Source organism: Pseudooceanicola aquaeponti, assembly GCF_050897975.1.
In the GTDB taxonomy this organism is placed as follows: Bacteria; Pseudomonadota; Alphaproteobacteria; order Rhodobacterales; family Rhodobacteraceae; genus Pseudooceanicola.
Genome location: NZ_JBPAXY010000002.1, coordinates 16,406 through 31,052 on the forward strand (window position 1 = coordinate 16,406; position 14,647 = coordinate 31,052).

Annotated in this window: 14 protein-coding genes; 8 read left to right on the top strand and 6 right to left on the bottom strand. The window is 69.3% G+C overall.

Annotated features, from left to right (window positions below):
* Nucleotides 1–324: 324 nt before the first annotated feature.
* Genes gpmI through ACRARE_RS03755 form a run of 3 tightly spaced genes read left to right on the top strand, consistent with a single transcriptional unit; the run spans nt 325 to nt 4,417 of the window.
* Entirely contained in the window at nt 325–1,845 is a 1,521-nt protein-coding gene (gpmI, locus tag ACRARE_RS03745; RefSeq protein ID WP_432655071.1) for a 2,3-bisphosphoglycerate-independent phosphoglycerate mutase, read from the top strand.
* Nucleotides 1,842–3,044: a murein hydrolase activator EnvC family protein gene (locus tag ACRARE_RS03750; RefSeq protein WP_432655072.1), complete on the top strand. Its 1,203-nt coding sequence runs from the start codon at nt 1,842–1,844 to the stop codon at nt 3,042–3,044. The genes gpmI and ACRARE_RS03750 overlap by 4 nt, the downstream gene beginning before the upstream one ends.
* Complete coding sequence (locus tag ACRARE_RS03755; RefSeq protein WP_432655646.1) at nt 3,044–4,417, top strand: S41 family peptidase; 1,374 nt, start codon at nt 3,044–3,046, stop codon at nt 4,415–4,417. The genes ACRARE_RS03750 and ACRARE_RS03755 overlap by 1 nt, the downstream gene beginning before the upstream one ends.
* Nucleotides 4,418–4,520: 103 nt before the next feature.
* Here the strand turns inward: ACRARE_RS03755 and ACRARE_RS03760 are convergent, their stop codons facing one another.
* Nucleotides 4,521–5,507, bottom strand: a complete 987-nt coding sequence (locus ACRARE_RS03760; protein WP_432655073.1) for an NAD(P)-dependent alcohol dehydrogenase — start codon at nt 5,505–5,507, stop codon at nt 4,521–4,523.
* A 90-nt stretch (nt 5,508–5,597) separates the two neighbouring features.
* Between ACRARE_RS03760 and ACRARE_RS03765 the strand changes: the two genes are divergently transcribed.
* Nucleotides 5,598–6,500 carry a LysR family transcriptional regulator gene (locus ACRARE_RS03765; RefSeq protein WP_432655074.1) on the top strand — a complete coding sequence of 301 codons (903 nt, stop codon included), beginning with the start codon at nt 5,598–5,600 and terminating at the stop codon, nt 6,498–6,500.
* On the opposite strand, the gene ACRARE_RS03770 is transcribed toward ACRARE_RS03765, so the two are convergent.
* A complete protein-coding gene (locus tag ACRARE_RS03770; protein WP_432655075.1) occupies nt 6,470–6,871 on the bottom strand; it encodes a VOC family protein in 402 nt (133 codons plus the stop codon). The two genes, ACRARE_RS03765 and ACRARE_RS03770, sit on opposite strands and share 31 nt — an antisense overlap.
* A gap of 158 nt (nt 6,872–7,029) precedes the next feature.
* The gene (locus tag ACRARE_RS03775; protein ID WP_432655076.1) at nt 7,030–8,256 is read right to left on the bottom strand and encodes an acyl-CoA dehydrogenase; all 1,227 of its coding nucleotides are present in this window, start codon (nt 8,254–8,256) and stop codon (nt 7,030–7,032) included.
* Nucleotides 8,257–8,374: 118 nt separating this feature from the next.
* Here ACRARE_RS03775 and ACRARE_RS03780 point away from each other — a divergent pair, with 118 nt between their 5' ends.
* The 3 genes from ACRARE_RS03780 to ACRARE_RS03790 all read left to right on the top strand — a co-directional run bounded on the left by ACRARE_RS03780 (nt 8,375) and on the right by ACRARE_RS03790 (nt 10,341).
* Complete coding sequence (locus ACRARE_RS03780) at nt 8,375–9,271, top strand: LysR family transcriptional regulator (protein WP_432655077.1); 897 nt, start codon at nt 8,375–8,377, stop codon at nt 9,269–9,271.
* 99 nt (nt 9,272–9,370) lie between these two features.
* On the top strand, nt 9,371–9,862 hold the full coding sequence (locus ACRARE_RS03785) for an RNA pyrophosphohydrolase (RefSeq protein ID WP_432655078.1): 492 nt from the start codon (nt 9,371–9,373) through the stop codon (nt 9,860–9,862).
* Nucleotides 9,862–10,341, top strand: coding sequence for a hypothetical protein (locus tag ACRARE_RS03790; RefSeq protein WP_432655079.1), 480 nt, complete (start codon nt 9,862–9,864; stop codon nt 10,339–10,341). The genes ACRARE_RS03785 and ACRARE_RS03790 overlap by 1 nt, the downstream gene beginning before the upstream one ends.
* A 24-nt stretch (nt 10,342–10,365) precedes the next feature.
* Here ACRARE_RS03790 and hemC read toward each other — a convergent pair whose 3' ends face one another.
* Nucleotides 10,366–11,313 (bottom strand): hydroxymethylbilane synthase, encoded by a 948-nt coding sequence (gene hemC, locus ACRARE_RS03795; RefSeq protein ID WP_432655080.1) that lies wholly within the window; start codon nt 11,311–11,313, stop codon nt 10,366–10,368.
* Between the two features lie 164 nt (nt 11,314–11,477).
* On the opposite strand from hemC, the gene hemE reads away from it, so the two are divergent.
* A complete protein-coding gene (gene hemE / locus ACRARE_RS03800; protein ID WP_432655081.1) occupies nt 11,478–12,512 on the top strand; it encodes a uroporphyrinogen decarboxylase in 1,035 nt (344 codons plus the stop codon).
* Here hemE and ACRARE_RS03805 read toward each other — a convergent pair whose 3' ends face one another.
* Together ACRARE_RS03805 and hemF are read right to left on the bottom strand one after the other, a co-directional pair.
* On the bottom strand, nt 12,513–13,550 hold the full coding sequence (locus ACRARE_RS03805; RefSeq protein ID WP_432655082.1) for a YihY/virulence factor BrkB family protein: 1,038 nt from the start codon (nt 13,548–13,550) through the stop codon (nt 12,513–12,515).
* Between the two features lie 58 nt (nt 13,551–13,608).
* Entirely contained in the window at nt 13,609–14,499 is an 891-nt protein-coding gene (hemF, locus tag ACRARE_RS03810; protein WP_432655083.1) for an oxygen-dependent coproporphyrinogen oxidase, read from the bottom strand.
* Nucleotides 14,500–14,647 lie beyond the last annotated feature (148 nt).

Consider the following 14,647-nt stretch of genomic DNA (forward strand, 5'->3'; position numbering starts at 1 on the left):
AGAAGCGCAATGGCGTGGCACCTGAAAGCCCTGACCGCCCCCCGGCTGCGACGGAGGCCAACCAGGCGCGGCGCGCAGATGTTGGCGGACTTTGCAGCCGGGGCGCCGCCGCTGCTTTGCCGTGCCCAGCCCCCCTCTTCTCATTGCCAGAAATATCCCGGGGGGAATTGAGCCGCAGGCTCAAGGGGGGCAGAGCCCCCCGCCCCCGCCCCCGGATCGGGCAACGCCCCGGCTGAACCCCGCGCGCCTTACCGGCAGAGGTTTCCCCCCTGCCGCGAAGGGTCTAGAACAGCCTCAGACCTGGCCCATTACCGGAGACCCCGCATGTCCATTCCCAAACCTGTCGTCCTGTGCATTCTCGATGGCTGGGGCCTGCGCGAAGAGACCGAGGCCAACGCCCCGGCCCTGGCCGACACCCCCACCTTCGACCGGCTTTGGGCCAACTGCCCCCATGCCACCCTGACCACCCATGGCCCCGACGTGGGCCTGCCCAGCGGTCAGATGGGCAACTCCGAGGTGGGCCATACCAATATCGGCGCGGGCCGTATCGTCGCCATGGATCTGGGCCAGATCGACCTGGCGATCGAGGATGGCAGCTTTGCCCGGAACGAGGCCCTGCTGGCGATGATCGCCACGCTGAAAGAGACCGGCGGCACCGCCCATGTGATGGGGCTGGTGTCGGATGGCGGCGTGCATGGCTCGCTGACCCATATCCTGGCCGCGGTGCGGATCATCGCGGGCGCGGGCGTCCCCGTGGCCCTGCACGCGGTGACCGACGGGCGCGACGTGGCGCCCAGTTCGGCACTCGGCTACCTCGAGACGCTGGAGGCAGGCCTGCCGGAGAACGCCCGCATCGCCACCGTCTCGGGCCGCTACTATGCCATGGACCGCGACAACCGCTGGGAGCGCGTCTCCAAGGCCTATTTCGCCATGATCAAGGGCCAGGGCGAAAAGACCGCCGCCAGCGCGAAAGAGGCCGTGGAGCAAAGCTATGCCGCCGAGGCCAGCGACGAGTTCATCCTGCCCACGGTCATTGGCGATTACGCCGGGGTGGCCGAGGGCGACGGATTCTACTGCATGAACTTCCGCGCCGACCGCGCCCGCGAGATCCTGCGCGCCATCGGCGAACCGGGCTTTGCCGATTTCGACACCGGCCCGCGCCCCGCGCTGGCCGCCCTGCTGGGCATGGTGGAATATTCCGAAGGCCACAACGCCTATATGACCACCTGTTTCCCCAAGCGTGAGATCGTCAACACCCTGGGCGAGTGGGTGTCCAAACATGGCAAGACCCAGTTCCGCCTGGCCGAGACCGAGAAATACCCCCATGTGACCTTCTTCCTCGACGGCGGGGTCGAGAAGATCAAGCCAGGCGAAGAGCGCTACATGCCCAAGTCGCCCAAGGTGGCGACCTATGACCTGCAACCCGAGATGTCCTCGGTCGAGGTGGCCGACAAGTTCGTCGAGGCGATCGAGAAGGGCTACGACCTGATCGTCACCAATTTCGCCAACCCCGACATGGTGGGCCATACCGGATCCATCCCCGCCGCCGTCGCCGCCTGCGAAGCGGTGGACCGTGGCCTGGCCCGTGTCGTGGCGGCGCTGGAGAAGGCCGGCGGCGCGATGATCGTCACCGCCGATCACGGCAATTGCGAAACCATGGTCGACCCGGTGACCGGCGGGCCGCATACCGCCCATACCACCAACCCGGTGCCGGTGATCCTCTTCGGCGGCCCCGAGGGCGCGCAATTGCGCGCGGGCCGTCTGGCCGATCTGGCGCCCACGCTGCTGGAACTGATGGGCATGGAGAAACCGGCCGAGATGACCGGCGAGAGCCTGATCAAGTGAACCTGCCGCGCCGCCTGCCCTGCCGACTGACCCGCGCCGTCGCCCTGCTGGCGGCGTTGGCGCTGCTGTTGTTGGCGCTTTTCGGACAGGGGGCGCCCGCGCGGGCGGCGGCGGATGCGGGCGGCGACCCGGCGGCCCTGGCCCAGGCGGCGGCAGCCGAGCTGGAGGCGGCCCATGATCAGCTGGACGGGGCAGAGCGCGCCTCGGACCGGGTGGCGGCGCTGACCGCCACCATTGCCGCCTATGAAAAGGGGCTGACCGCCATGCGCGCCAGCCTGCGCGCCGCCGCCCTGCGCGAGGCGCGGATCGCGGCCCAGTTCGACGCCCAGCGGGACGAGATCGCGGCCCTTCTGGGCACGCTTCAGACCCTGTCGCGCGAACCCGCCCCGGTGCTGATGCTGCATCCCGACGGGCCCATCGGCACCGCCCGCGCCGGGATGCTGATGGCCGAGGCCGCCCCGGCCCTGAACCAGCGGGTGGCCGATCTGCGCGCCCGCCTGGACGAGGCCCGCACCCTGCGCGCCCTGCAACAGGCCGCCGCCGATCAGCTGCAACAGGCGCTTTCGGGGGTGCAGGAGGCGCGCACCGCGCTCAGCCAGGCGGTGTCGGACCGCACCGACCTGCCGCGCCGGTTCACCGCCGACCCGATGAAGACCCAGCTGCTGGTCGCCACTGCCGAGACCCTGCGCGCCTTCGCCTCGGGCCTGTCGCAGATCACGCAAGGCGCCGAGGATCCCGCGCCCCAGGACATCACCGCGCAAAGGGGCCAGATCCCCCTGCCGGTGCAGGGCACCGTGCTGCGCCGCGCGGGCGAGGCCGACGCGGCGGGGGTCACCCGCCCCGGCGTCGTGCTGGCCACCCGCCCCCGCGCCCTGGTCACCGCGCCGGTGCCTGCTACCATCCGCTATCTCGGCCCGCTGCTGGACTACGGAAACGTGATGGTCCTTGAGCCTCAATCCGGTTTACTCTTTGTTCTCGCCGGGCTGGATATCGTCTACGGAGAGATCGGCGAGGTGCTTCCCGAAGGGGCGCCTCTTGGCCTGATGGGTGGCGAAGATCCCGCGCCCGGTGCAATTCTGGCCCAATCCCGGGAGGGCACTGGAAATGACCGCTCGGAAACGCTTTACATGGAAGTCAGGCTGGGCAACGAGCCCCAGGACCCCCTGACCTGGTTCGCAGTCACGAAGGACACGCAATGATGAAGAAATTCGCCATGGCAGCGATCAGCGGGATGACCGTGGCGGTGGTTGCCACCACCCAGATCGCCCCGCCGCTGCTGGCCCAGGATGTGGCCCGGGAAAGCTCGGTCTATGAACAGCTCGACCTGTTCGGCGATGTCTTCGAGCGCATCCGCAGCCAGTATGTCGAAGAGGTGGACCCCTCGGACCTGGTCGAGGCGGCGATCGACGGGATGCTCAGCTCGCTGGACCCGCACAGTTCCTATCACCCGCCGGAAGAGGCCGACGATCTGCGCGTGCAGACCCGGGGCGAATTCGGCGGCCTGGGGATCGAGGTCACCCAGGAAGAGGGCTTCGTCAAGGTTGTCACGCCGATGGACGACACCCCCGCCTATGAGGCCGGGATCGAGGCGGGCGATTACATCACCCATGTGGACGGCGAATCGGTTCTGGGCCTGACCCTGGACGATGCGGTGAAGATGATGCGTGGCCCCGTCGGCTCGGAAATCGTCATTACCGTGGTGCGCGAGGGCGAGCCCGAACCCTTCGACGTGACCATCGTGCGCGACACGATCAAGCTGACCGTGGTCCGCGCCCGCACCGAAAGCGATACGGTGGTGCTGCGGATTTCCTCGTTCAACCGCCAGACCTACCCGACCCTGGTCGAGAAGCTGCGCGAAGAGATCGAAAAGGCCGAGGGCCTGGACAATCTGAACGGCGTCGTCCTGGACCTGCGCAACAACCCCGGCGGGCTGCTGGATCAGGCGATCCTGGTCTCCGACGCCTTCCTCGACAAGGGCGAGATCGTCTCGACCCGGGGCCGCGAGCCGGGCGATGGCGAACGGTTCAACGCCGAACCGGGCGATCTGATCGACGGCAAGCCCATCGTGGTGCTGGTCAACGGCGGCTCGGCCTCGGCCTCGGAAATCGTTGCCGGTGCGCTTCAGGATCACCGCCGCGCCATCGTCGTGGGCACCAAGTCCTTCGGCAAGGGCTCGGTCCAGACGGTGATGCCGCTGCGCGGTGACGGCTCGATCCGGCTGACCACGGCGCGCTACTACACGCCCTCGGGCCGCTCGATCCAGAACCTTGGCATCTCGCCCGACATCGTGGTGCACCAGCCGCGCGTCGATCCCACCGCCGACGAGACCGAGGAGGAAGACGATCGTCCCCGCCGTTCCGAGGCCGATCTGCGCGGCACGCTGGACAACGATTCGCTGAGCGAAGACGAGATCCGCCAGATCGAGGAAGAGCGCGCCCTGGCCGAGAAGGCCGCGGAACTGCGCGACGAGGATTATCAGCTGGCCTATGCCATCGACATCCTGCGCGGCCTGGCGGCCCTGGGCCCGCAATACCGCGCCCCCGCCCTGCTGCCCGAAGGCGAAGGCAACTAAGCCCCGTCTGGGCATGGCGCCCGCCCCCAAGACCAAAGACCCCCGTGCAGCCTGGCTGCGCGGGTTTTTTTCGTGGGGGCCCATGCCGGGGCGCCCGCACCGCTCAGGCCTCCTCGCGCCGGGTCATCTGCAACAGCACCGCGCCGCGCTTGTGGCGGCCCTCGACCCTTGCATGGGCGGAGCGGGCCTCGGCCAGCGGATAGCGGGCGTCGATCTGCGGGCGCAGCTGGCCTGCCTGCCACAGCGCCAGCAGGGTGGTCAGATCCTCGGCCCGGTCGGCGTTGACGTGGATCCGAACCGGCTTCAGCGCCCAGGGGCAGAGGGCGGCGGCGATCTCGGCCAGGCCGAAGTTCAGCGGCACGAAGACCCCGCCCGGGCGCAACAGGGCGCGCGCCTGGCGCACCGACAGCGCGCCGAAGGTGTCGAAGACCAGATCGAAGCCCCCCTCGGCCCCGCCTTCGATCCTGGCCAGATCGGTGGCGCGATAATCCCAGACCGTCTCGGCCCCCAGATCACGCAGCAGGTCCAGATTGCCCGCGCTGGCCATGGCGGTCACCCGGGCGCCCAGGGCGCGGGCGATCTGCACCGCCATGGCCCCCACCTCGCCCGAGCCGCCGGTGATCAGCACCCGTTGCCCCGGCTGCACCTTCGCCACATCGCGCAGAAAGACCAGCGCCGCCAGCCCGCCGAAGGGCAGCGCCGCGCCCGCCTCTGCCGACATCCCCTCGGGGCGCGCCACCACGCAGGCCCCGGGGCCGATCACCAGCTCTTCCGCATGGGCGCCTGCGGGGACAAAGCCCAGCGCCTGCTGGCCCGGGCGCCAGGGGGCACCCGGCGCCGCCTCTGTCACCTCGCCGGCAAAGGCGCTGCCCAGCACCTCGGCCCGGGGGCGCAACAGGCCGAACATCGCCCGCCCGACCAGGGCCAGCACCCCGGGAAAGGCCGCCGCGCGCAGCCGCCAGTCGGCGCTGGTCACCGCCGCCGCCTGCACCCGCACCCGCGCGCCGCCCTCGGGCAGGGCGGGGGCGCGCCGCTCGGCCAGGTGCAGCACCTCGGGCCCGCCGTATTTCGCATAGACAATCGCTTTCATAACCACGCTCCATCGCTGTTGCCCTGGATCTAGCGGCGCGGCCCCCTCAACGAAATTGACTGAATAGGCATAGCTGACATAGAAAAACGCATGGATATGTCCCAGATCGCCTTTGACTGGAGCCGCGCGCGCGCCTTTCTGGCCACCGCCGAAACTGGCTCTCTCTCTGCCGCCGCGCGGGCCCTGGGGCTGACCCAGCCGACCCTTGGCCGCCAGGTGGCGCAGCTGGAACAGGATCTGGGGCTGACCCTGTTCGACCGCACGGGCCGGGCGCTGGTGCTGACGCCTGCGGGCCGCGCCCTGCTGCCCCGCGCCCGCGCCATGGCCGAGGCGGCGCTGGCCTTTTCCCGCGCGGCGGCGGGCCTGTCGGACCAGATCGACGGGCGCGTGGTGATCACCGCGTCAGAGTTCTACGCCGCCTTTCGCCTGCCCGCGATCATCGCCACCCTTCAGGCCGCCCATCCCGGGATCGAGGTCGAGTTGCGCGCCTCGAACGACATCTCGGACCTGGCCGGGCGCGAGGCCGACATCGCCCTGCGCAACACCCGGCCCCAGGATCCCGATCTGATCGGCCGCCGCCTGCCCGACGATCAGGGGTTCTTCTACGGCAGCGCCGCCTATCTGGCCTCGCTCGGCCCGCTGGACAGCGCCGCCGACCTGGGCCGCGCCCGCTTCCTGGCCTGGGATCAGGGCCCCGCCCTGCCCGATCTGCTGGGCCAGATGGGCGTGCCCCTGGGCGCGGCCAGCTTTCCGGTGACCACCGCCAGCCACCTGGTGCAATGGCAGATGGCCCAGGCGGGGCTGGGGCTGGCGGCCTTTCCCCGGGCCGAGGGCGACGCCCATCTGACCCGGGTGCCGCATCTGGCGCCGGTGCCCTTCCCGGTCTGGCTGGTGGCGCATCGCGATCTGGCCCATTCCAAACGGCTGCGGCTGGTCTGGGATCTGCTGGCGGCGCGGCTGCCTCAGGCGGCAGAAAACCCCTCGGGCTCGTGACAGACGACGCAGATCTTGTTGCCCTCGCTGTCACGGAAATAGGCGCCGTAGAAATCCGCGTGATACTGCGGGCGCAGCCCCGGCGCCCCCTCGTCCTGCCCGCCCAGGCGCAACGCCAGGGCATGGGCGGCGTGCACCGTCGCGCGGTCGGCGGCCATCAGGCCCAGCATCGGCCCGTTGCCCGGGTCGGGCGCCCCCGCGAAGGGCCGCACCAGGAACAGCAGCGGGCGTGGATGCCCCGGCGCGCGAAAGCTCGCCTCCTCGCCCGGTTTCAACCAGCTTTCCTCATGGCCCAGACAGGCCATCAGCGCCCGCCAGAAGGCCAGCGCCCGGTCGAAATCGGCAACGGCTAGGGTGACATGAGAGATCATGCCGCCATCCTGCCCGCCCGGCGGCAAAAGAAAAGGGCGGATCCGCGGACCCGCCCCATTCGATAGCTGAAAAGACGTCCGGGGGCGTCGCGACAGGGGGCAGCGCCCCCTTGCCCGTCCGGCGCCCCTGTGGCGGCGGGCGGGCAACCCGCCGAGGATCAGAAGAAGGCCTGCAACCCGGTTTGCGCCCGGCCCAGGATCAGCGCGTGCACGTCATGGGTGCCCTCGTAGGTGTTCACCGTCTCCAGGTTCTGCGAATGGCGAATCACCTGATAGCCGACCTGGATCCCGTTGCCGCCATGCATGTCCCGCGCCTGGCGCGCGATCTCCAGGGCCTTGCCGCAGTTGTTGCGCTTGATGATCGACACCATCTCGGGCGCGGCGCGGGCGGCGTCGAACAGACGACCCACCTGCAAGGCCGCCTGAAGGCCCAGGGCGATCTCGGTCTGCATGTCCGCCAGTTTCTTCTGGTAGAGCTGCATCCCGGCCAGCGGCTTGCCGAACTGCTTACGGTCGAGGCCATACTGGCGCGAGCGGTGCCAGCAATCCTCGGCCGCCCCCATCACGCCCCAGGCGATGCCGTACCGCGCGCGGTTGAGACAGCCGAAGGGACCCTTCAGGCCCGAAACATGGGGCAGCAGGGCCTCTTCGCCGACCTCGACATCCTCCATCACGATCTCGCCGGTGATCGAAGCGCGCAAGGACAGCTTGCCCTCGATCTTGGGCGCCGACAGACCCTTCATGCCCTTCTCCAGCACGAAGCCACGGATCGCGCCGTCGTGGGCCTCGGATTTCGCCCAGACGACGAAGACATCGGCGATCGGCGCGTTCGAGATCCACATCTTCGAGCCCACCAGGCGATAACCGCCCTCGGTCTTGATGGCGCGGGTCTTCATGCCCGCCGGGTCGGACCCGGCGTCGGGCTCGGTCAGGCCGAAACAGCCGATCCATTCGCCAGAGGCGAGCTTGGGCAGGTATTTCATCCGCTGCTCTTCGCTGCCGTAGGCATAGATCGGGTACATCACCAGCGAGCTTTGCACCGACATCATCGAGCGGTAGCCCGAATCGACCCGCTCGACCTCACGGGCGACCAGGCCATAGCTGACATAGCCCGCACCGATGCCGCCGTATTGCTCGGGCACGGTGACGCCCAGAAGGCCCATCTCGCCCATCTCGGCGAAGATCGAGGCATCCACGCCCTCTTCCATGTACATCTTCTCGACCCGGGGCATCAGCTTTTCCTGGGCGAAGGCATGGGCGGTGTCGCGGATCATCCGCTCTTCTTCCTCCAGCTGGTCGTTCAGCAGGAAGGGGTCTTCCCAGGAAAAGCCCGACATGTTGGGGCGGTCCTTGTCCTTCAGGACGGGGCGGGGGGCGGTGTCCATTCTCTCTCTCCTCGGGCGGAAATGGCGGGGTCTGGACGGCAACCTAAGTCATGGACCTTCCCGCCGCCAACGCGTAATTCTGGCAAAGCTATGAGTTTCCCGAATAGGCATCCCGAAAATGCGCAAACCCTACATACCCTCGGTGGGAGAGCTTGAAGCCTTTTGCGCATGTGCCCGGGTGGGCACCACCACCGGGGCGGCGCGCGAGCTGGGGCTGACGCAATCCGCCGTCTCGCGCTCGATCGCGGCGCTGGAAGACCGGCTGGGGGTGGCGCTGTTCACCCGGGCGCGGCAGCGGCTGGCGCTGTCGGACGCGGGCCGCAGCTTTCGCACCGAGGCCGAAGCGCTGCTGGCGCGGCTGGATGCGGCGGCGACCTCGGTCATGGCCTTCGGCGGGCAGGAGGCGGTGCTGCGGATCTCGGTCCTGCCCAGTTTCGGCCGCGCCTGGCTGATCCCGAAACTGGCCAGTTTCCGCGCCACCATGCCGGGGATGAGCTTTGACGTGGCCGCCCGCCTCGCGCCGGTGAATTTCGACACCGACCCCTTTGACCTGGCGATCCAGCGCAGCGCGCAGCGCAGCGGCGGGGCGCAGCATCTGCATCTGCTGGACGAGAACCTGGTGGCGGTCGCCGCGCCCTCGCTGGCGCGGTCGGGGCCGCTGTCGGACGAGGCGATGCTGGCGCTGCCGCTGTTGCAGCAATCGACCCGCCCCAGCCTGTGGCCCGACTGGTTCCGCGCCAGCGGCGTGGACCCCCGGCGCGCCCTGCGCGGCGCGCGGTTCGATCATTTCGACATGGTGGCCGATGCCGCCGAGGCGGGTCTGGGCGTCGGCCTGGTGCCCGAGGTGGTGGCCGAGCGCGCCCTGGCCGAGGGCCGCCTGGCCCTGGCCAGCGCCCGGCGGCTGGAAACCGGCGAGGCCTATACGCTGATCTTCCCCGAACGCTCCGAGGCCCTGCCGGGTTTTGCCCGTTTTCGCGACTGGCTGGCCGCCGAACTGGCGGGCATCTGGGCCTGAGCGCAGACCATCGGCCAGGCTTTGCCCGGGGGGGCGGCGGGGCGGTGGACTTCACCCGCGCGCCGCGTAGGATGCGCCCGAATTGCAAGGAGTTGTCAGATGACACCCGAAGAGAAAGCCGCCCTGCCCTATCGCCCCTGCGCGGGCGTCATGCTGGTGAACGAGCTGGGCCTGGTCTTTACCGGCCAGCGCAACGACATGAAGGCAGGCGAGGCGCCGGCCTGGCAGATGCCCCAGGGCGGGATCGACGAGGGCGAGACCCCGGAAGAGGCCGCGCTGCGTGAGCTGTGGGAAGAAACCGGGGTCAGCGCCGACAAGGTGACCCTGGAGGCGATGACCGAGGACTGGATTCTCTATGATCTGCCCGAGCATCTGCTGGGCAAGATCTGGAAGGGCAAGTTCCGGGGGCAAAAGCAGAAATGGGCGCTGATGCGGTTCCATGGCAGCGATGCGGATATCGACATCGCCACCGAGCACCCCGAGTTCACCGAGTGGAAATGGATGCCCCCGGATGAGCTGGTCGAAAACATCGTACCCTTCAAGCGCAGCGTCTATGAGGCCGTGCTGGCGGCCTTCGGCGACAAGATCTGATGCGCGCGGCTCTTCTCTCTGTCCCGATCCTGGCGCTTGCCACCCAGGCCAGCGCGCTGTCCTGCCTGCCGCCGGATGCGGTGGCCAGCTATCTGCGCGCCGACCAGGCCGCCGAGACCTACGTGGTCCTGCTGGGCGATTTCCGCTTTGACGCGCCCAGCCTGCCGGAACCGGACCTGAGCAATCCGACCCCCGAGGAACACCGCTTTCCCGCGCGGTTCGAGGGCCAGGCCCTTGGCCCCGAGGGGTTCACCGGCAGCTATGCTTTGGAGATGGAGGTCACCCTGACCTGCGCCGGGCCCTGGTGCGCCGGCGTACCGGCAGACGGTGCGGGGCTGGCCTTCGTGGAGATGACCGAGACGGGCTATGACCTGCGCCTCGGCCCCTGCGGCGGGCAGTATTTCGCCACGCCCGACCCGGCCGTCACCGATCGGATCGCGGCCTGTCACGCGGGTGACGAGGCTTGCGGGGCGGAGTGATCCGCCCCCGGCAGCCCCCGCGCCTCAGCTTTTGAAGTCGAAGAAATTCGCACCGGCGCGGGCCAACAGCCCCTCGGCCATAGCGCGGCCCAGCTCGGCACCGTCTTCCACCGGCGCGCTGCGGTCGTCCGACAGCGCCTCCGACCCGTCGGGGCGCAGGATCTCGCCGCGCAGGCGCAGGGTGCCGCCCGACACCTCGGCCAGACCGGCGATCGGGGTTTCGCAAGAGCCGTCGAGACGGGCGAGGAAGGCGCGTTCCGCCGCCAGCCGCTCGGCCGTGGGGGCGTGGTGAATGGCTTCCAGCAGATGGGCCGTGGCCAGGTCGTCGGCGCGCCGTTCAATGCCAATGGCGCCCTGGGCGACGGCGGGCAGCATTTCGTCCGGGTCCAGCGCGGCGCGGGCCACATCCACCATGCCCAGCCGGGTCAGCCCGGCCATGGCCAGGAAGGTGGCCTCGGCCACGCCGTCCTCCAGCTTGCGCAGGCGGGTCTGCACGTTGCCGCGGAATTCCACCACCGTCAGGTCGGGCCGCCGCACCAGCAGCTGCGCCCGGCGGCGCAGCGAGGAGGTGCCCATGACCGCGCCTTCGGGCACCGCCGCCAGCGAGGCGTGATGCAGCGAGACGAAACCGTCGCGCACATCCTCGCGCGGCAGGTAGCAGTCCAGCACCAGCCCCTCGGGCTGATCCACCGGCATGTCCTTCATCGAATGCACCGCGATGTCGATCTCGCCCGTGGCCAGGGCCACCTCGATCTCCTTGGTGAAGAGGCCCTTGCCCCCCACCTCGCGCAGGGCCTTGTCCTGGATCCGGTCGCCCGCGACCGAGATCACCACCACCTCGAAGGCCTCGGGCGGCAGGTCGAACTGGGCCGCGATGCGGTCGCGGGTCTCATGCGCCTGGGCCAGGGCCAGGGGCGAGCCACGGGTGCCGATCTTCAGCGGTTTGGCGGGGGTCGGATAGGGGTGCGTCATGGGCCTTGGTTACGCGGGGGCGCGCGGGCTGGCAAGCGCGGCAGTTTGGCGCTCTGCGCCAAGGCCTCCGGCGGGAGTATTTCCGGCCCAGTGAAAGAGCGGGCCGCGCTTGACTTTCAGCGCCCGGACCGCGACCAGAGGCAGCGACAAACGGAGGGACCCCCATGGCCGAAAAGACGATCCTGCGCGCGCTGAAGGGCGAAGTGCTGCCCACCCCGCCGATCTGGATGATGCGCCAGGCGGGGCGTTACCTGCCCGAGTACCGCGCCACCCGGGCCCAGGCGGGGGATTTCCTGTCGCTGTGCTATAACCCCGAGCTGGCCGCCGAGGTGACGTTGCAACCGATCCGTCGCTACGGGTTCGACGCGGCGATCCTTTTCGCCGACATCCTGTTGCTGCCCCAGGCCCTGGGGGCGGATCTGTGGTTCGTCACCGGCGAGGGGCCGCGCCTGTCGACCATCACCACCCAGGCCGAGTTCGACGCGCTGAAGCCCGCCAGCGACGTGCATGAGGTGCTCTCGCCGATCTATGAGACGGTGAAGATCCTGTCGCGCGAGCTGCCTTCGGAGACGACCCTGATCGGTTTCGCGGGCGCCCCCTGGACCGTGGCCACCTATATGATCGCCGGGCGCGGCACCAAGGACCAGGGCCCGGCGCACGCGCTGAAGGCCGAGAACCGGGCGCTGTTCGAAGCCATCCTGGAGCGGCTGACCGAGGGCACCATCGAATATCTGTCGCGCCAGATCGAGGCCGGGGCCGAGGTGGTGAAGCTGTTCGACAGCTGGGCCGGATCCCTGAAGGGCGAGGATTTCGACCGCTACGCGCTGGCGCCCGCCAAACGCATCATCGCCGAGCTGAAGGCGCGCCACCCGGGCATCCCGGTCATCGCCTTCCCGCGCGAAGCGGGCGAGAAATACGTGGGCTTTGCCAAGGCCACCGGCGCCGATTGCGTGGCGCTGGACAATTCCGTGGCGCCCGAATGGGCAGCGGCCAACGTCCAGGTGGACGGCTGCGTGCAGGGAAACCTGGCCTCGTCGCATATGGTCACCGGCGGTCCGGCCCTGGTCGAGGAGACCCGCAAGATCGTCCAGGCCTTCTCGAAGGGGCCGCATATCTTCAACCTGGGCCACGGCATCACGCCCGATGCGGATCCCGAGAACGTGGCGCTGATGATCGAAACGGTGCGCGCGGGCGCCTGATCAGGCAGTCTTGCCGCGCGGATCGTGTTCGGGCGGCCGGGGGCCGTCCGGCGCAGCCTGGGCGGGGCCTGCCACCTCGTGGATCGGCCCCTCTTCCACCAGCTGCGCCTCTTGCGGGCCGTCCTCGACGGCGCCGCCGTCCGCCTCTTGGCCGGTCAGGATCGTGTCCGCCTCGGCCCGCTGCGGCGCCGGGTCGGGCTGGCCCTCTTCCGCCGCCAGCGCCCGGTCGATCTGCACGTTCAGCGAGGCGCCCAGCAGAACGACGAAGGCCGAGACGTAAAGCCAGAAGAGCAGCGCCATGGCGGCCCCGAGAGAGCCGTAGACCTCGTTGTAATTGGCGAAATTGGTGAAATAGAGCGACAGCGCATAAGAGGCCGCCAACCACAGCACCACGCTGACGATGGCGCCGGGCGTGGCCCAGGCGACGCGGTCGCCGCGGTTGTTGGGGCCATAGCGATACAGAAGCGACAGCGCCCCCATCACCGCCAGCAGGGCCGCCAGCCAGCGCACGATTTCCACCGCGACCGAGGCCACCGGCCCCAGCGGGAAGATCGCCAGCAGCACCGGCAGCACCACCACCGAGCCAAGCGCCACGATCCCCACCCCCAGCAGGGCCACGGTCAGCGCCAGGGCGATCAGGTAGTGCCGCAACGAGCCGCGATTCTCCTGCCCGTGGATCGTGTTCAGCCCCAGGATCATCGCCGCCACGCCCGAGCGCGAGGACCAGATGGCGAAGGCCAGCGACAGGGCCCCCGCCCAGCCCAGGGTCGAGCCGGAAGAGGCCGAGATCTTGTACACCTGTGCCGCGACCAGGGTGTAGACCTCGTCGGGCAGGATGCCGCGCAGCAATTGCAGCTCTTCCATCACCACGGTCGGGTCAGAAATGATCCCCCACAGGGCAATCAGCGCGGCGAGACCGGGAAACAGCGCCAGCATGGCGTAGAAGGCGACCCCGGCGGCGACCAGGGCCATGTTGATCTCGCCGATCTGGCCGAAGATGCCCTTCAGCACGGCAAAGATACGTTTCAGCTGTTTCATCGCCCACGCCCTTCTGCTGCGTCGGTGGCCCTGCGGGCCTGGGGGATCAGATGGGTCGTCAGACCCATTTGGCCAGGGGCGGCAGGGACATCAGCACCGCATTGGCGTCATGGCCGGTTTCCAGGCCGAATTTCGTGCCCCGGTCGTAGACCAGGTTGTATTCGGCGTAGAGGCCGCGGTGGATCAACTGGGCGTCTTTCTCGGCCTCGCCCCAGGGCTGCGCCCGGCGCTTGTCGGCCAGGGGCAGGAAGGCGGGCAGGAAGGCCCGGCCCACGTCCTGGATGAAGGCGAAATCCGCCTCCCAATCGCCCGAGTTGTGGTCATCGAGGAAGATCCCGCCCACGCCGCGCGCGCGGCCCCGGTGCGGGATATAGAAGTACTCGTCCGCCCATTCCTTGAACCGGGGATAGAAGCCCGCGTCGTGACGGTCGCAATGCTCTTTCTGCACGGCGTGGAAATGGGCGGTGTCCTCGGCGTATTCGATGCAGGGGTTCAGGTCGGACCCGCCGCCGAACCACCAGCCATGGGGCGTCCAGAACATGCGGGTGTTCATGTGCACGGCGGGGGCATGGGGATTTTGCATATGCGCCACCAGGCTGATCCCCGAGGCCCAGAAGCGCGGATCCTCGGCCATCCCGGGCAGCCCCTTGCGCGCCGCCATGGCCGCCTGCGCCCGGGCGCCCAGCTGGCCGTAGACGGTGGAAATATTCACGCCGACCTTCTCGAAGACCCGGCCGCCGCGCATCACCGACATCAGCCCGCCGCCCGCGTCCGAGCCGTCTTCGCTGCTGCGCTTGCTCTGCGTCACCTCGAACCGGCCCGCGGGCTGGTCCGACATCGGCCCCGCAACCTGGGCGTCTTCCAGCCCCTCGAAGGCCGCGACGATCTGGTCGCGCAGCGCGCGGAACCACGCGCTTGCCCGTGCCTTCTCCTCCACCATCTCCGCCATGTCCCGCTCCTTTCGCCAGATGCCGCCCTTCCCTAGCAGCCCGCGCCGCAGGGCAGAAGAGGGCGCACCCGCCCCTGGCTCCATTCGATGGCTGAAAATACTCCCGCCGGAGGCTCGGGGCTCCGCAGGAGCGCCGAACAGCTCCGCT